The sequence below is a fragment of the Rhodococcus sp. 06-1460-1B genome (genome assembly GCF_002258475.1).
Lineage (GTDB): Bacteria > Actinomycetota > Actinomycetes > Mycobacteriales > Mycobacteriaceae > Rhodococcoides > Rhodococcoides fascians.
The window spans coordinates 200,148-216,164 of record NZ_NOYS01000004.1; the positions used below are offsets into that span (position 1 = coordinate 200,148).

General features: G+C 64.7%; 15 protein-coding genes. 8 read left to right on the top strand and 7 right to left on the bottom strand.

Going from position 1 to position 16,017, the window contains the following annotated elements; genetic code table 11:
- The first annotated feature begins 22 nt into the window (after positions 1–22).
- Positions 23–1,546: an acyl-CoA synthetase gene (locus CH268_RS01535; RefSeq protein ID WP_094662128.1), complete on the top strand. Its 1,524-nt coding sequence runs from the start codon at positions 23–25 to the stop codon at positions 1,544–1,546.
- Here CH268_RS01535 and CH268_RS01540 read toward each other — a convergent pair.
- The 3 genes from CH268_RS01540 to CH268_RS01550 all read right to left on the bottom strand — a co-directional run bounded on the left by CH268_RS01540 (position 1,534) and on the right by CH268_RS01550 (position 4,925).
- Positions 1,534–2,574 carry an agmatine deiminase family protein gene (locus tag CH268_RS01540; RefSeq protein ID WP_094662130.1) on the bottom strand — a complete coding sequence of 347 codons (1,041 nt, stop codon included), beginning with the start codon at positions 2,572–2,574 and terminating at the stop codon, positions 1,534–1,536. The two genes, CH268_RS01535 and CH268_RS01540, sit on opposite strands and share 13 nt — an antisense overlap.
- 115 nt (positions 2,575–2,689) lie before the next feature.
- Entirely contained in the window at positions 2,690–4,051 is a 1,362-nt protein-coding gene (locus CH268_RS01545) for a flavin monoamine oxidase family protein (protein ID WP_094662132.1), read from the bottom strand.
- Between the two features lie 154 nt (positions 4,052–4,205).
- Entirely contained in the window at positions 4,206–4,925 is a 720-nt protein-coding gene (locus CH268_RS01550; protein ID WP_094650764.1) for a FadR/GntR family transcriptional regulator, read from the bottom strand.
- A 206-nt stretch (positions 4,926–5,131) separates the two neighbouring features.
- On the opposite strand from CH268_RS01550, the gene CH268_RS01555 reads away from it, so the two are divergent.
- The 3 genes from CH268_RS01555 to CH268_RS01565 all read left to right on the top strand — a co-directional run bounded on the left by CH268_RS01555 (position 5,132) and on the right by CH268_RS01565 (position 9,040).
- Positions 5,132–6,607, top strand: a complete 1,476-nt coding sequence (locus CH268_RS01555; protein ID WP_094662135.1) for a peptide MFS transporter — start codon at positions 5,132–5,134, stop codon at positions 6,605–6,607.
- A 109-nt stretch (positions 6,608–6,716) separates the two neighbouring features.
- Positions 6,717–8,303, top strand: coding sequence for a gamma-glutamyltransferase family protein (locus CH268_RS01560; protein WP_094662137.1), 1,587 nt, complete (start codon positions 6,717–6,719; stop codon positions 8,301–8,303).
- Positions 8,300–9,040 (top strand): YoaK family protein, encoded by a 741-nt coding sequence (locus CH268_RS01565; RefSeq protein WP_255182264.1) that lies wholly within the window; start codon positions 8,300–8,302, stop codon positions 9,038–9,040. The genes CH268_RS01560 and CH268_RS01565 overlap by 4 nt, the downstream gene beginning before the upstream one ends.
- Here the strand turns inward: CH268_RS01565 and CH268_RS01570 are convergent.
- Both CH268_RS01570 and CH268_RS01575 read right to left on the bottom strand, forming a co-directional pair.
- Positions 9,010–10,164, bottom strand: a complete 1,155-nt coding sequence (locus CH268_RS01570; protein WP_176457816.1) for a hypothetical protein — start codon at positions 10,162–10,164, stop codon at positions 9,010–9,012. The genes CH268_RS01565 and CH268_RS01570 overlap by 31 nt on opposite strands.
- A 47-nt stretch (positions 10,165–10,211) precedes the next feature.
- Positions 10,212–10,454 carry a hypothetical protein gene (locus CH268_RS01575; RefSeq protein WP_141215071.1) on the bottom strand — a complete coding sequence of 81 codons (243 nt, stop codon included), beginning with the start codon at positions 10,452–10,454 and terminating at the stop codon, positions 10,212–10,214.
- A gap of 162 nt (positions 10,455–10,616) precedes the next feature.
- Between CH268_RS01575 and CH268_RS01580 the strand changes: the two genes are divergently transcribed.
- From CH268_RS01580 to CH268_RS01590, 3 genes are all read left to right on the top strand, one after another.
- Positions 10,617–11,147: a hypothetical protein gene (locus CH268_RS01580; protein ID WP_141215072.1), complete on the top strand. Its 531-nt coding sequence runs from the start codon at positions 10,617–10,619 to the stop codon at positions 11,145–11,147.
- Positions 11,148–11,295: 148 nt separating this feature from the next.
- Positions 11,296–12,738, top strand: coding sequence for a PepSY-associated TM helix domain-containing protein (locus CH268_RS01585; RefSeq protein WP_094662143.1), 1,443 nt, complete (start codon positions 11,296–11,298; stop codon positions 12,736–12,738).
- Between the two features lie 70 nt (positions 12,739–12,808).
- On the top strand, positions 12,809–13,612 hold the full coding sequence (locus CH268_RS01590) for a DNA-formamidopyrimidine glycosylase family protein (RefSeq protein ID WP_094662145.1): 804 nt from the start codon (positions 12,809–12,811) through the stop codon (positions 13,610–13,612).
- An 11-nt stretch (positions 13,613–13,623) separates the two neighbouring features.
- Here the strand turns inward: CH268_RS01590 and CH268_RS01595 are convergent, their stop codons facing one another.
- Together CH268_RS01595 and CH268_RS01600 are read right to left on the bottom strand one after the other, a co-directional pair.
- The gene (locus CH268_RS01595; protein WP_032366809.1) at positions 13,624–14,343 is read right to left on the bottom strand and encodes a GAF and ANTAR domain-containing protein; all 720 of its coding nucleotides are present in this window, start codon (positions 14,341–14,343) and stop codon (positions 13,624–13,626) included.
- 219 nt (positions 14,344–14,562) lie between these two features.
- Positions 14,563–14,733 carry a CsbD family protein gene (locus CH268_RS01600; protein ID WP_008718579.1) on the bottom strand — a complete coding sequence of 57 codons (171 nt, stop codon included), beginning with the start codon at positions 14,731–14,733 and terminating at the stop codon, positions 14,563–14,565.
- Positions 14,734–14,884: 151 nt separating this feature from the next.
- On the opposite strand from CH268_RS01600, the gene CH268_RS01605 reads away from it, so the two are divergent.
- Positions 14,885–15,877, top strand: coding sequence for a YihY/virulence factor BrkB family protein (locus CH268_RS01605; protein WP_027495725.1), 993 nt, complete (start codon positions 14,885–14,887; stop codon positions 15,875–15,877).
- The last annotated feature ends 140 nt before the right edge of the window (positions 15,878–16,017 follow it).

The following is a 16,017-nucleotide window of genomic DNA, read 5'->3' on the forward strand; positions in this document are numbered from 1 at the left end:
ACCCGAGAGGAACAGATTTCAGATGCGTAATCAAGGCGTCGGTTCGTGGATCCATCGACGTACCAGGCAGTGCCCGCGAGCAACGGCACTCGAGTTCCGCGGCCAGGTCTCGACCTACCAACAATTGGACGAGCGCACCACCCGGCTCGCGCACGGTCTACGTGAGCTGGGGGTGGGCCCCGGGGACCGGGTCGGGCTGTTGTCCACCAATCATCCCGCCTACCTCGAAGTACTGTTCGCCTGTGGCGTGCTCGGAGCGATCTTCGTGCCACTCAACGCACGGTTGACCGCACCGGAAGTTGCTTTCGCAGTGCAGGACTCGGGGCTGTCGTTGTTGGTGCATTCCGAGGCCTTGCACGACGTCGCGACCTCAGCGGTCGGTGACGGCCCCACGCGTCGCCTCACGCTCGGCGAGGAGTACGAATCGCTGATCGCGGCGGCCCCCTCGACGCGCATCGACGAATCGGTGGAGGGTGCGGATCTGTGCTTCGTCATGTACACCTCCGGTACGACCGGTAAACCCAAAGGCGTCGTGATGACTCACGACAACGTGCTGTTCGCCGTTCTCAACGCAATCCTCGATCTGGACCTGTGCAGCGACGAGGTAGCCCTGGTCTGCGCTCCGCTGTTTCACACCGCCGCGCTCGACATGGTTGCGTTACCCGTCCTGTTCAAGGGCGGCTCGGTCGTCATCGAGGAAGGGTTCGATGCCGGACGCGTGCTCCATCTGGTCGAATCGCGCTCGGTCACGTACACGTTCGGAGTGCCGACGATATTGGACTCGCTCGTGTCGCATCCCGCGTGGGACGACACGGATCTGACGTCGCTACGCCGGGTGGTGGTGGCCGCGGCGCCGGTGCCGCCGCGCACGCTCCGTACGTATTCCGAACGCGGGATCAAGATGTGTCAGGGCTACGGGCTCACCGAAAGTGGTCCTGGCGCAACGATGCTCGCTGCTGTCGACGCCGAACGAAAAATGGGCACCGCGGGTGTTCCGCATACCTTCTCCGACGTCAGGATCGTCGACGCGATGTCGCAGCCGGTGGAACCGGGGGAGCGCGGTGAAATTCAGATCCAGGGTCCCCACGTGATGAAGGAATACTGGGGTCGTCCCGACGCGACCGCCGACGTGTTCGACGACGGCTGGCTTCGTACCGGCGACGTCGGAATTGCCGACGCGGAGGGATTCGTCACGATCGTCGATCGGCTCAAGGACATGATCATCTCGGGCGGAGAGAACATCTATCCGGCCGAGGTCGAAGCGGCACTTCTCGAACTGCCCGGCATCGACAGTTGCGCAGTGTTCGGTGTACCGGACGAAAAATGGGGCGAATCTGCCGTTGCCGCAATCACTGTCGTCGAGGGAGCAGACGTCGACCTCGATGCCATCGCGGACGCGCTCGACGGCCGACTCGCGCGGTACAAGATCCCCAAGCGTTACATCCTCGTCGACGAGATCCCGCGCAATCCGACGGGCAAGATTCGCAAGAACGAGTTGCGGGAGCAGTATGCGATACCTGCTCCCGCGTCCACTCAGTCCGTCTGAGCCTGTGGCTGGTTCTGTGTGATGCAGTGAATTCCGCCCCCGCGGGCGAAGAGTGGCCGTGCGTCGACGGTGACAACGGTGCGGCCCGGGTATGCCGCCGACAGAATGGCAGCAGCCTCTTCGTCCGCGGGATCGCCGTAGCTGCAGGCGATCACACCGTCGTTGACGACGTAGTGGTTGATGTAGCTGTAATCGACGAAGCCCTCCTCGTCGCGGAGAATCTCCGGTGCCGGAACTTTCACGATGGTCCACTTCTCACCGCGTGCGTCTGTGCTGTTCTCGAAGATCTCGAACACGGCCTTGCTGATGTCGTGATCGGGGTGTTCGGGATTGCGTTGGTCGTGCACCAGAACGACGCCGGGCGAGGGGATGGCAGCGACGATGTCGACGTGGCCTCGGGTTCCGAACTCGTCCGCGTCACGGGTGAGTCCACGAGGAAGCCAGATCACCGTGGTGGCGCCGATCGTGCGGGCAAGTTCGGCCTCGACATCGGCCTTCGACAGCGTGGGATTGCGACCGGGATCGAGTTGTACCGTCTCGGTGACGAGAACTGTTCCCAGTCCGTCCACCTGAATACCGCCGCCCTCGTTGACGATCGGTGAATCGATCATCTCGGCACCGGACCTCTCGACGACGAGCGCGCCGATCTTCGAGTCCTTGTCCCAGCGCGCCCAGTCCTGCGCGCCCCAGCCGTTGAACACCCAGTCGACGCCGCCGACACGGCCGTCCTCGGACAGCACGAACGTGGGCCCGATGTCGCGCATCCAGGCGTCGTTCAACGGCGCCTCGAGGATGTCGATGGGGAATGCGCTCTCGGACGAGAGGTAGGTGCGTGCGACGGCACTTTCGGCGGGGTCGACGACGACGGTGACCGGCTCGAATCGAGCGACCGCCTGCGCGACCTCGGCCCACATGGTGCGAGCCTCGTGGTGCTCCTCGGGCGTGTCACCGAGCGAATACCCCTCGCACGGATAGGCCATCCAGGTCCGTTCGTGCCGAACACCTTCGGCCGGCATCGTCCACGTCATCACTGCCTCCCGAGCGTCGAGGCCGCAGCAGCGGGCGAGTTGTGTTCTGTGACAGTGCGCATGTGTGTCCTCGGTGCTAGGTGTGGGTCTGCGGTGTGCGATCGAAGATCGGGTGTCAGGAAACGATTCTCGAGACGATGTCCGCGGCGGTGCGGTGACCCATGCGGATTGCGCCGTCGACGTGTTGGTAGCCCTCCGCGGCGATGTCGGAGCAGGAGAAGTGAATCGGGCCGACGGGGGTGCGGCTGTCCTTGCCGTAGCGGTGCAGACCCCCCAGATCGAAGCTGGCCGCGTACGCACCACGGGTCCATTCTTCCGAACCCCAGTCCGACTCGTAGTAGACGACCGGTTCGAGTGCTTTGGGTCCCAAGTAGTGCGCGATGGACTCGAGTATTCTCGCGCGGCGATCCTGCTCGTCGAGTTCGAACATCGCGTCGGCCTTGGCGTCGGACACGAAGCCGACCAGTGTTCCGCGGCTGTCCTGATGGTTGGTGTTGTCGTACACCTCCTGCACGATCTCGGAGGCACCGAAGCCGGTTCCCGACAGCCCGTCCTCGCGCCAGAACGGGGTGTCGTAGACGGCATGGACCTTGATCACCAGTCCGAGGGACTGATGCTGGTGCATCTGATGCTGGCGGCGCGGGAGCGGCGGGTCGTAGGAGATGCGCGAGTACAGGTTCGGCGGAACGGCGAGAACGACCCGCTTGGCGTGTACCTCGATGCCGCCGTCGGCGAATACCGTTGCGCCGTCGGCGTTCCACCGCACCGTTCGCACCGGCGCGTCGAGGATGACGTCGTCGCCGAGGGCGGCCGCCATACGGATCGACACCTGCTGCATGCCACCGACGACGCGCTTGTCGAGGATGAAGTTCTCGTCCACCAAGTGCGAGAACGATCCCGCCGATGCCGCCATCAAGACTGCTTGCAGAGCCGAGAACGCGTGCGCAGGTTTGGTGAGCATGCCACCGGCGATGAACATGCCGATGTTTCCTCGTGCCTCGGCATCGTCGGACTCACGAATCAGCCACTGCTCGAACGAGATCGTGTCCAGTTCACGCGCCATCGGGTGCGCCCACGGCTCCTCGGGGCCGACCTGGGCGGCCAAGTCGTCGAGCAGTGCGACGAGTCGGTCCATCTCTTTCTCGGTGGTCTCGTCGACGGGGAACGCGTCACCCGAGTAACGGGTCCGCTCGCCCGCGGCGGAGATGTAGACGGACTGGCCCTCGCGGAATCGGTCGAACGTCTCGAGGCCGAGCTCACCGATCAGCGCGATCAGAGATTCCTGATCGGGTGACACCCACTGACCGCCGATTTCGAGGCTTGCGCCGTCGATGGTGTTCGTCCAGGTACGTCCTCCGACGCGGTCGCGCGCTTCCAGCACGGCGACGGACAATCCTGCTTTGCGGAGCTCGGTTGCTGCGGCCAGGCCGGAAGGGCCGGCCCCGACGATAGCGACGTCACGGTCGAGGGTGGGCACTGTCGAGCTCCTTTGTTCGCGGTCGATCGGCCCCGGGCCGATAGCACCTCGATTCTGTCCGGAATCCACCCGATCCGCACACGACGAAGTGGCCAGTCGAGCGCATTCTCGCGCACCGTTTCGGACAACAGGCTGGTGCGCTCGGCGCTGGAAGTCAGTGCGCGAGCGGTGTGATCGCCTCGAGCACGTCGGCAAGGTGATCGTGCATCGCCTTCCGGGCGCGAACCGGATCACGTTCTGCAATAGCGTGATAGATGCTGCGGTGGGCATCGACGGAGCGTTGCATCCGCTGCTCGGTCTGAAAACTCGCCTGCCTCGACGGTGCCATCCACTCGTTGGTCTCGGTCACGAGCCTGGTGAGCATGGAGTTGTGGGCAAGGCCGGCGATCGCGAGATGGAACTGCACGTCGCAGAGTTGCATCACCTGCAGAGACGGCGGCCGATTTCCGAGCTCTCGCTCGGACGTTTCGAGTGGAGTGCGTAAGGCATGCAACTCGGACGTGCGGTGGCGGACGGCGGCACGCTCGGCAATGGGTGGTTCGACGACCGTGCGTAGATCCATCACCTCGCGAACGGTGCGTTGGTCGCTGCTCATGCTTCCGAAGATGCTGCCTTCGGCCAGAGCGCGCATCTCCAGTGGTGCGACGATGCGGCCGGCGCGGGGCCTGCGCGTCAGATAACCCCGCAATTCGAGATCCTGAAGTGCATGGCGGATCGAGATTCGCGACGCTCCGAGCATCGTCACCAGGGCGCGTTCGCTGGGCAGCTTCGATCCCGCTTCGACGCGACCGCTGTCGATCAGCTGCGCGATCCGGGCGCTGAGCAGCTCGGGGACCGACGCCGCTTCGACGTCTATTTCGGACCACGCTGTCATGGAAAGCCCCGTCCCCGCAGGTTACGAACTGGTCCTACCAAAATACCAGATTCACTCTGTTTCCCCAGTAAAGGTCCGTTGACGTGTAAATATCCCACTCTTCACCTTGACGGCCTGGTCCTACCAGTTTTAGATCAAGGCATCGTGACAACGGTCACTCATTCTCCTGAACCACTGATTCCCATGGACCCCAGAGGTGGACCAGCATGACAACGGATGGAACACTCCACAAGCCGAACGCAGGAGAGCGGGGAGCGATCGGCTCGACGTTCCGTGATCAGCCGCGTGGGCTCGTGACGCTGGCCGGCACGGAGTTGTGGGAGCGATTCAGCTTCTACGGCCTACAGGTGATCCTCGCGTACTACCTGTACTACTCGCTCGTCGACGGCGGGCTCGGACTCGACGTCGGAGTGGCAGTCGGTATCGCCGGATCCTACGGCGGCGCAGTCTATATCGCGCAGATGGTCGGAGCGTGGGTCGCGGACCGGCTCGTCGCCCCGCGCACGGTGGTGCTCTACTCGGCTGTCGCCATCATCGCCGGCCACGTCGTACTGGCGCTGATCACGACGACAGCCGGTATGGGCGCAGGACTGTTGTTGATCGTCATCGGCACCGGCGGACTCAAGGTCAATGTAACTGCGATGGTCGGGATGCTCTACGCGAACGATGATCCCAAGCGCGACTCGGGATACTCGCTGTACTACATGGGTATCTCGCTCGGTGCATTCCTCGGCCCGTTGCTCACCGGTGCCCTGCAGAGCTCGGCCGGTTTCCACATCGCCTTCGGCGCAGCGGCAGTGGGCATGCTGATCGGCCTGGCCCAGTACGTGGTCGGGTACAAGCATCTGCCCGAGGCCACGCGAACGGTACCCAATCCGCTTCCACGCTCGCGTCGGGCCGCGGCCGCAGCTCTCGCCGGATCGGTCACCCTGGTCATCGTTGCCGCGGCCGTCAGCGGCCTTCTGAATCTCGACAATCTGGGAACCGTGCTGACCGCGATCATCGTGATCGCCAGCATCGCCTACTTCGCAATGCTGTTGTCCTCGAGGAAAGTCGACGCCACCGAGCATCGACGAGTGCTCGCCTACATTCCGGTGTTCCTCAGTAGCTTGCTGTTCTGGACGTTGCTGTTCCAGTTGTTCACCACCCTGGCGGTGTACATGGACACCCGCGTCGATCTGACGGTCGGCTCGTTGACGATCCCTGCGGCAACCGTGATCACGTTGGAAGGTCTCTTCGCCACTGTCATCGCTCCGATCTATGCCGTCGTCTGGACGCGGATGGGCAGCCGGCAGCCCAATCCCGGAACGAAAATCGTCGTGGGAATCGGCCTGCTGGCGGTGGCGATGGCCATGTTCGCGGCAATGGCGGGCACATCAGGGGCGACGAATTCGGTTGTCCTGGTTCTCGTTGCGATGTTGCTGTTCGGTGCCGGAGAGATAGCCGTCGTGCCGTCCGTCCTGTCGGCCACTGCACAGCTGGCACCCGCATCGCACAAAGCCGGGATGACGTCGCTGTACTTCCTCACGATGGCAGGAGGCTCGACACTGGCCGGCTTGCTCGCTCAGAAGTACTCTGCAACAACCGAACTGACCTTCTTCGGTGCGACGGCCGCGGCGTCGATCGTCGCCGCGGCGGTGCTGTACGGTGCCTATCGCACGCTCATCGCACGAGCGCTCTGACGTGACACTTCCATGACGTGACACTGCTCCAACGCAACACTTTCGGACGAACCCAGAACATGCCCCGACCGATCCTGCTCTCGGATCGGCCGCACTCGAGGAGATATTCATGCCCGAACAGTCGCAACCGGCACCCGGCGTGGCAATCGCCGCGCCGCACACCGCGGCCGTCGACGCTGCCCGCACGATCGTCGAAGCCGGTGGTAACGCCGTCGATGCAGCGGTCGCTGCAGCTGCGGCCCTCACCGTGGTCTACCCGCACATGTGCAGTGTGGGCGGTGACGTCATCGCGTTGCTGCGCAGGAGCGACGGCAGCACCGCCTGTATCAACGCATCGGGAGCATACGGTTCGGCCGCATCCGTGGATCAGCTGTTCGAGACGATCGAGACGATGCCGATCAACGGTCCGCTGACGGTGTCCGTTCCGGGTGCAGTGTCCGGGTGGGCGGCTCTGCTCGACGCCGGTGGCTCGCTGCCGTTACGCAACGTACTGGCACCAGCAATTTCGCTTGCCACAGAGGGGTTTCCGGCCAGCCCCGGACTCGTCGAGATGATCGAGCTCGACCGTGACGCACTGATCACCGATCCAGGCTTGCGCGCGAAGTTCTTCGTCGATGGTCAGCCGATCCCCGTCGGGCACCTCGTCGTGCAGCCCGAGTTGGCCCGAACCCTGACGGACCTGGCGACCGATGGCCTCGATTCGTTCTATCGCGGGCACACCGCCGACCGATTCGCCGCCGGACTGAAGAAACTCGACGTGCCGGTATCGAGAGAGGATCTCGAACGTCATCGTCCGATCGTCGAAGAACCTCTGGTGCGCGAATTCGACGGATTCTCGGTGGCCACGGCACCACCGAATTCGCAGGGCTACACACTGATTCGATCTCTCGGTGCCGCCTTGTCCGGGAGCGCGTCTGCGGGCGATGTCGACGCCGGGGTATTGGCCGAGATCTTCTACGACTCCGACGAGCATCGTGATACCTACCTCGCCGACCCACGCTGTGCCACTGTGGATATCCACGATCAGCTGACCCCGGCCGGCTTCGCGGCAATTCACGAGGCGGCGGCAGCCCGGGTGGCAGGAGCCGAACGTCAGACATCGACCGCGTCTCCGCGTCCGGGCGGTGACACCGTCGGAATCGCCGTCGTAGCGAAGGACGGCACAGCAGTGTCGTTGATTCAGTCCGTCTTTCACTCGTTCGGAGCGCAGATTCTCGAGCCCGACACCGGACTTGTGCTGCACAACCGAGCTGCGTTCTTCACGCTCGATGCCGCGTCGCCCAATCGCGTCGAGTCCGGAAAGCGGCCCGCGCACACGCTCGTTCCGGTGATCGTGGACTGGGCGGACGGAGCGGTGTCCGCCCACTCGACCATGGGAGGCAAAGCGCAGTCGCAGATTCACACCCAGTTGATCCTGCGGGCGCTGCGTGGCTTCGATCCGCAGCAGACCGTCTCCGCGCCCCGATTCATCGTCGGCGGATTGGAAGCCGGCACACCCAACGGTTCGGTACTGGTCGAGCCGACGTTGGAGGACTCCGCCGTCGAACAGATCTCGCAGACGGTGTTCACCGTCAAGCATGGCACCGAATTGGACAGTAACGCAGGTCATTCCATGGTGGCCAGGGTTTCAGCCGACGGAACGCTCGGTGCCGGCGCGGACCCGCGCAGTGACGGCGGCGTGTGGGTGACCGCATGAGTGTCGACGAGTCGGTATCGGCCGCAGAACATTCCGAAAGCCCCAGCGTGGGGCAACGCATCGACAAGGCCGTGAACGGTCACCTCCGATTGTGGTCGATGATGGTGCTGACGATGGTGACCGGCATGCTCGATGCCGTCGGCTACCTCGGACTGGACCGCATCTTCACCGGAAACATGACCGGCAACATCGTCATCCTCGGTATGGGGGTGGCAGGTGAGGACGGACTGCCGATCGTCGGCCCGTTGGTAGCGCTGTTCGCCTTCGTGCTCGGTGCCGCGCTGGCCGGGGTGACGCTTCGCTCGGCTGCGCCGGGATGGAACATCCGGGTCACCGCGATCTTCGCAGTGGGAACGCTGGCACTTCTCGCAGCAGGCGTCACGCTGCTGGTGGTCGACGTGCAGGGCAACTCGCCGCTCGGTATCGCGATCGCCAGTGTCATCGCAGTCGACATGGGGGCTCAGGCGCTCGCGGCGCGCTTCCTCGCGGTCAAGGACATGACGACCGTCGTCGTCACGTCGACCATCACCTCGCTCGCCGGCGAGTCGTTCGTCGGCCAGGGCCCCGGTCGGCTGTTCAACCGGCGGCTCTGGGCGATCCTGGTGCTGTTCGTGGGGGCCGTCATCGGAGCGCTGCTACTTCGCGTGGACATTGCGATACCAGTGCTGCTCGGTGCGGCTCTGACCGCAGCGGTCGCGACGCTCGGTCATCGTGCCTGGGACGGAGCCACGGGCTGAGCCGCACCGGCGTCGTCGGTGCGAGACCGTTCTGCGCTGTGCTGGCGCCGGAGCATCTCTCGGTGGCCGTACGTCGCGTTGAGGATGTCGCTGCGATCGGACACCGACGAGCCCACTGCTCCGGCGACCGTGCCCAACGACGCCGCCAACCAGGCCAGTGACAGGTAGTCCGCCGTGTTTGCTTCTCGCCCGATCTGAGCGGTGAGAAACTCGGGCGAGATCACCACGGCAGCAGAGAGCAACACGACCGCGAACAGAACGGCATACATACACAGCACGCCGGCCACGACGGTGCCGAGAGTGGCAGAGTTGTATATCCAGCGATCGGTGGTCGAGGAGCGGAACCGTCGGTGCTCCCAGAGGCCGTGCGGAAAGATCAGCCACACCGTGATGGCCACGATGGCGGCGACGCCGATCAGTGTGAGCCGGGCAGGTGTCATCGAGGCCGCCATCTGCCAGATGCTCGCGTAGAACACACCGAACGCCGACGCGGCGCTCGCGGCCGCGAGCACGCTCGACAGTGCGGGGACGAGACGCCACGGCCGATTGCAGCGAATCATGCCCATGATCATGCGTGTTCGGCCGAACATGCCGGGAGTGAGCAGGATTCGCTCTCCGCCACCGTCGGGGTCGGGGCCCGGAGCCCACTTGGACATCGACCGTCGCAGGTGTGGCCGCGAGGCAGTATCGCTGCGGAGGAGATCGTGCACGATGGCGATGGCCACCGCCACAGCGCGACGCCGTACTCCTATGGTGCCGAACGAGGGTACGTACAAAGCACCGGTCGAACCGTCACGCAATTCGGCGACGACGGGGCTGGCCCCGACGCGTCGCGGAACCTCGGAGATGCAGAGCACCAGGTCGAATGTGTTGGTGGCCTGAATGGCCTCCAGCCACTGACCCAACGGCGCAGAACCTGCCTCGGTGGGAGGCAGCGTGACTGCGGGCCGGGCCGTGTCCAGTCTGGCATCGGTTCCGTCGATCGTGATGGTGGGCGGAAGTTCCTGTTCGATGGCGGCCGCTATCGTCGACGCGAATCCCTCGTCGGCCACCAACCCGATCGTGATCGTTCGTTGTCCTTCGCTTTCGGCCCCCGAGCCGTTGTCTGTCTTGTCGAAAACCATCTTGTCGCGGTACCCCGGACCAGGCGCCCTCACACACCGAGCCGACGTCAGCACACGGGTTCGGGTTCACCATTCGAGATCTGGAAGCGGCTGTGCAGTGCGTCCAGTTGGCGGTGCAATTCGTACAGCGCCTGCTTCTGAGCGCGGGCCTCGTCGGTGTGCCACTTCGCGCTGCGGGGGTCGCCCACCCGGAAGGCCTTGTGGGCGTAGTTCTCGGAGACCTCGATTCGGCTCGATGTCGACGCAATTTCGGCCGCGAGCATGTGGGCGAACACACGGGCCTGAGCCACATCCGAACTGTCCGGCACGGCAATCCTCTCTGAACGTGGCGTGATACTCGCGATCACCATAACGGACCTGAAAAAGACCGCTGGATCGGTTTTCGCGCACAAGCCATGCGACAGAAGCGAGACGCCACTGCCTCTGCCGAAACGGGTAGTAGTCTGCTGTTCGTGCCCGCGACCCCGGACGGATCCGCAGCCCTGCGCGGGTGTGCCGTCGGCGCTCTGACGGCAACGATCACCGCCACCGCGCACGCATTCGGCGGCGGTATGTTTCCCTCCGACGCCGCGATCGTCCTGTTGGCACTGGTGTGCGCGGGACTCGGTTACGCCGCAGGCGCAGTGCCGATCGTCATCGCGCCTCGCCTGCAGCTGATGGCGACGCTGGCCGCTGCGCAGACGATCGGACACGTGCTGCTGACGATCGTCGACGGCGATCACCACGGTTCGGTGCTGACGCAGCAGATGCTTGCGGCCCACGCGATCGCGATCGTCGTCGGCGCGGTGATCGTGCACGGGGCCGAGCGTGGGATCTCGCACGCAGCCACCGTTGTTCGTCGAATACTCCCGATCCTGGCCATTGTCGTCGTCGACGATTCGCCGAGTTCCGCCCCGCTTCCGCTGTACCGGACACCCGGCGTCCACCGGCTCCTCGATCTCTCGGGCTCCGGGAACCGCGGACCGCCTGCCGCGTCGTACTGACCGCAGCCTCCCACCGCGACCGCTCCTGCACCGCGGGGGCGAGCAGAGCTGCGGCAATTTCTTCACGCGCACAGCACGATTCGCTCGACATCGAGTCGACCCGTGCCCACGGCGCGCGCCCACCCCTGCCCTCACGAAACGAGCTCTCATGTCCACACCGGAAAAGGAACGCGTCGCCGATCCTTCCCCGCCCACCCGTCCGGCCGGCCCTCGCAGCTGGCGTCCGCTGATTCTTCGTCTGCACTTCTACGCGGGCATACTCATCGCACCGTTCATCCTGATCGCCACCGTCAGCGGCGGCCTCTACGCCGTCGCCCCGACCATCGAGCAACTCGTCTACCGCGACTATCTGCACGTCGACTCCACCGGACCGGCTGTCCCGGTCGCTCAACAGATCCGAGCCGCTCAGGCCGAGAGGCCGGATCTGACCGTGTCGGCCGTGCGACCCGCCGCCGAAGTCGGCGACACCACCCGAGTGCTGTTCACCGACCCGACCCTCGGCGAATCGCGACGACTGGCCGTTTTCGTCGATCCCGCCACGGCGTCACCGGTGGGTGAACTTGCCGTCTACGGCTCCTCGAGCGCCTTGCCGGTCAGAACGTGGATCTCGGAATTGCACCGACACCTGCACCTCGGTGAACCGGGCCGGATCTACAGCGAACTGGCCGCATCCTGGTTGTGGGTGATCGCGCTCGGCGGCCTGTACCTGTGGATCGATCGCTACCGACGCAACCGAGACCGGGCGACACTGCTCACCTTCGATCGTGAATCGAAGGGCCGCAACCGATCCTTGAACTGGCATGGCGTAGCCGGTGTCTGGATCGCTGTAGGTCTGATCTTCCTCTCCGCCACCGGACTCACGTGGTCCACCTACGCGGGCGCGAACGTCACCGACCTCCGTGCGGCATTGAGCTGGACGACCCCTGCCGTCGCCACGACCATCGGTTCCTCCGACGCGGCGACCATGGGGGATCACTCGGGGGATCACTCGGGCCACGGTGGGCATTCCATGGACATGTCGGCCGATGCGTCGGCGACAGACAGCAATATCGGCCGCATCGATTCGGTGATCGATACTGCCGCAGCGAACGGCATCGACGGAGCGGTGGAGGCGTCGATCCCGGCGTCGGACGACGTGGCGTTCGTCGTCGCCGAAACCCGTCAGCCCTGGGTGATGTCGAACAACTCGATCTCGATCGACGGCAGCACCGGCGCGGTGATCGACACCCAGTACTTCGCCGACTGGCCGGTGGCAGCCAAGCTGGCGGCCTGGGGAATTCAGTTGCACATGGGCACGCTGTTCGGTGTCGCCAATCAGCTTGCCCTGGTTGTGCTTTCGCTCGCCTTGGCATCGGTCATCGTGCGCGGTTACATGATGTGGTGGAAGCGTCGACCCACGAAGAGCGTTGGACTCACCGCAGGCCGGCCGCCTCTGCGTGGGGGACTGCGCCGCATCTCGCCGATCTCTGCGGTGCTCCTCGCCACGGCTGCCGTGGCCGTCGGCTGGTTCCTGCCCTTGTTGGGGCTCAGCCTGGTCGCCTTCCTGGCGGTCGACTTCATGGTCGGATACGTCAGGCGGCCCGCGCACTGACGCGAGGAGGACGACGCGCTCTCGCCGGTCGGTCCGATTGTTTCTGCCGCCCTCGGGATACTCGGAGACCATGCCCGAAGGTGACACCGTCCATGCGCTCGCCGCACGATTGCGGCGAGTGCTGGACGGCGTCACCCTACGGGCGGGGCGACTGAACGTGCCCGCACACGCCGTCGAGAATCTCGCCGGGCGAACCGTCGTCGCGCACCGGACGCACGGCAAGCATCTGTTCACCGATTTCGACGACGACACCACGCTGCACACCCACCTCCGCATGACGGGATCGTGGACGGTGGTGCGAGCCGGCCGCTCGATACCGCGGCGGGTGCAGCCCGACGTCCGCGTGCGGCTGGCCGCGGTGGACGGGCCGACCGCATACGGAATCCTGTTGCCGGTCGTCGACTACGGGTACACGGCCTCGATGAATGCGCTGGTCGCGCATCTGGGACCGGACCCATTGCATGCCGAGTTCGACACCGATCGTGCGGCATCGAACATCCTCGCGCAGGGTTCTCGGCCGATCGTCTCGACCCTCCTGGATCAGCGGGTCATCGCGGGGCCCGGAAATCTATGGGCGAACGAGCTGTGTTTTCTGCGTGGACTGTGGCCCTGGGCTCCGTCGGCAGGCGTCGACGCGGAGAAATTGGTGACTCTGCTCGAGCGGGCGATGCGGCATTCGGCGAGCACCCCCGGGGCCATGCAGGTCACCACCGGCGACACTCGTCGCGGCCGGACTCACTGGGTTGCCGGTCGGGCCGGTAAACCGTGTCTGCGGTGCGCGACCGTCATTCGTGTCGAGGCCGAAGTGCCGAACGACCCCGATCGACGTCGAACATGGTGGTGTCCGCACTGCCAGCCGGAGCCAGGGCTGTGACCGCGGAAGGGTCAGAACGTCGAGTTCGTCGGGTGGTCGGCGTCGACCAGGTTGCGGGCAACGGTGTGCAGCGGCAGATTCTGTTGCTGCGATAGTTTCGCCAGTAGGTCGAACGCCTGTACCGCGTCGAGGTCGTAGCGTTCCATGATCATGCCTTTTGCCTGGCCGATGATGTCCCGGCTGGCCAAGCCGGTCCGGAATTGCTCGGTGTCGCGGGCACTGAGCATTGCGATGGCAGCATGCGCAGACAAGGCCTCCCCGATCGCTACCGCATCGGCGTCGAACGCTCCGGTGACGTCGCTGTACAACACCAGGGCCCCGAGGTCATCGGCGTTGCTGTAGAGCTGAAAGGCCGAGAGCGACTTGAAACCGGCCTCGATGGCCATCGCAGCGAACTGCGGCCATCGCGGTTCGGTTGCCAGATCGTAGGACACGACGACGTCGAGGTGACGGACCTCGGTGGGAATCGGACCTTCGTCGAGTTCGTACTGCAACCGACACAGCTTCTCGGCGATCGGGTCCGTCGATGCGACGACTGTGCGCTCACCCTTGTTCACCGTGGTGATGCATCCGGTGGTTGCGCCCGGAATGAGCCGAATCGCCATTCGGAGAATCTCACTCAACGTCTGCGGCATCGACCGATGAGTGTCGCGCAGCGATCGAGCGAACTGCGCGAGCGACAGTGCTTCGGACGTTCGAGACGTGTCTTGCTCGGCCGGTGAATCAGTCATTCACACGATCCTCTCGCGCGGTGGACCGTCGACGTCGTCGCGTCGGCGAGATCCTCGATCGTGCGCCTGCTTCTGGACGCCCTGTCCCGACCTCGAGGCCGGATCAATGGATTTTATACGGTTCGCGATGCGGTGGTCCGGTGAGTATCGCGGCGCATCATCGCGGGATGCACGAAGGGCCGCCGATCATTCGATCGACGACCCTTCCGGGGCTCCTGGTTACTTGAAGGTGTCCTTGATGTTCTCGCCGACCTTCTTGACGCCGGCCGAACCCTGATCCTTCTTGCCCTCGGCCTCGAGGTCCTTGTTGTCGGTAGCGTCGCCGACAACTTCCTTCGCCTTGCCGATGGCGTCCTCTGCTGCGTTCTTGGCCTTGTCGATGAAGCTCATGGCGAGTTCCTTTCTCGGTTCGGGTTGTTCTCGAAGGGTTGGTCGGAACTCGACCGACGAAGCGCACGTCCAGATCGTGAGAGCTGGGTCACACCGAAAGCCGGAGCGTCGACGTTTCCGCAGGCTCGTCGCTGGCTACATTCGACCGATGATGGTCGCGAAGGTGGACAACTTCCAGCGCAGGCACCCCTCGGCAGGTTTCCCGCTGGCGGTGCTCTACAAATTCATGGACGACCGGGGCGGCTACCTCGCGGCATTGATCGCCTACTACTCGTTCCTGTCGCTGTTTCCCCTTCTGCTGCTGTTCACCACGCTGCTGGGAATCGTGCTGGCCGGAGACCCGGAGCTGCAGACCCGCATCATCGACTCGGCGATGAGTCAGATCCCGGTCATCGGTGACCAGCTCGGTCAACCGGATCGCCTCAGTGGTGGCACGACGGCCATCGTCATCGGCGTCGTCGGGTCGCTGTACGGCGGACTCGGAGTGTCGCTGGCCGTGCAGTACGCGATGAACACCGCGTGGTCGGTGCCGCGCAACGAGCAACCGGACCCCATCAAGGGTCGGCTGCGCGGATTGTTGCTGCTCAGCACTGTCGGCACCGCGATCATCGGACTGACGGTGCTGAACGGCGTCGCGTCCTCGGGCGTGTTCGGGTTCGCCGGTGGTGCGCTCGCACTCGTCGGAGCGGTGGTGGTCAACGCCGCCGTCTTCACCGCGGCCTTCCGAATCGGCACCGCGCGGGACCTGAGCGTGCGCGACGTACTCCCCGGCGCAGCGATCGCGGCGGTCGTCTGGCAGGCGCTGCAATCGTTCGGCGGCATCTACATCCGCTACGTCGTGGGCAACGCGAGTGCAAGCAACGGCATCTTCGCCATCGTCCTCGGTCTGCTCGGTTTCCTGTACGTCGCGTCGGTGCTGATCGTGCTGTGCATCGAGATCAACGCCGTGCGCGTCGACCACCTGCATCCCCGGGCTCTGCTGACGCCGTTCACCGACAACGTCGAACTCACCGAGGGTGACAAGAACTCCTACACCGGTCAAGCAGAAGCGCAGCGTAACAAGGGATTCCAAGACATCACCGTCACGTACGACGAGCCGAATTCCGTGGTGGACGAGGACTCGTCGAGCACGCGAGGCGACTGATCGGCTCCGCAAATGCGCGCGCATTCGTTGGATGCGCGCGGAATAGCGGGGCGATTGGGCACTATTCCGCGCGCGGATGGCAAACGCGCGCGCGTTTGCGAGGACCGGGGCGGCGGAGACCGGGGCGGGGACTGATCGGC

Coding starts and splice junctions, on each gene's coding strand:
- CH268_RS01560 (WP_094662137.1), top strand. CDS start 6,717: ATGCCCGAACAGTCGCAACCGGCACCCGGCGTGGCAATCGCCGCGCCG.
- CH268_RS01565 (WP_255182264.1), top strand. CDS start 8,300: ATGAGTGTCGACGAGTCGGTATCGGCCGCAGAACATTCCGAAAGCCCC.
- CH268_RS01570 (WP_176457816.1), bottom strand. CDS start 10,164: ATGGTTTTCGACAAGACAGACAACGGCTCGGGGGCCGAAAGCGAAGGA.
- CH268_RS01605 (WP_027495725.1), top strand. CDS start 14,885: ATGGTCGCGAAGGTGGACAACTTCCAGCGCAGGCACCCCTCGGCAGGT.
- CH268_RS01550 (WP_094650764.1), bottom strand. CDS start 4,925: ATGACAGCGTGGTCCGAAATAGACGTCGAAGCGGCGTCGGTCCCCGAG.
- CH268_RS01590 (WP_094662145.1), top strand. CDS start 12,809: ATGCCCGAAGGTGACACCGTCCATGCGCTCGCCGCACGATTGCGGCGA.
- CH268_RS01535 (WP_094662128.1), top strand. CDS start 23: ATGCGTAATCAAGGCGTCGGTTCGTGGATCCATCGACGTACCAGGCAG.
- CH268_RS01585 (WP_094662143.1), top strand. CDS start 11,296: ATGTCCACACCGGAAAAGGAACGCGTCGCCGATCCTTCCCCGCCCACC.
- CH268_RS01595 (WP_032366809.1), bottom strand. CDS start 14,343: ATGACTGATTCACCGGCCGAGCAAGACACGTCTCGAACGTCCGAAGCA.
- CH268_RS01600 (WP_008718579.1), bottom strand. CDS start 14,733: ATGAGCTTCATCGACAAGGCCAAGAACGCAGCAGAGGACGCCATCGGC.
- CH268_RS01540 (WP_094662130.1), bottom strand. CDS start 2,574: ATGACGTGGACGATGCCGGCCGAAGGTGTTCGGCACGAACGGACCTGG.
- CH268_RS01555 (WP_094662135.1), top strand. CDS start 5,132: ATGACAACGGATGGAACACTCCACAAGCCGAACGCAGGAGAGCGGGGA.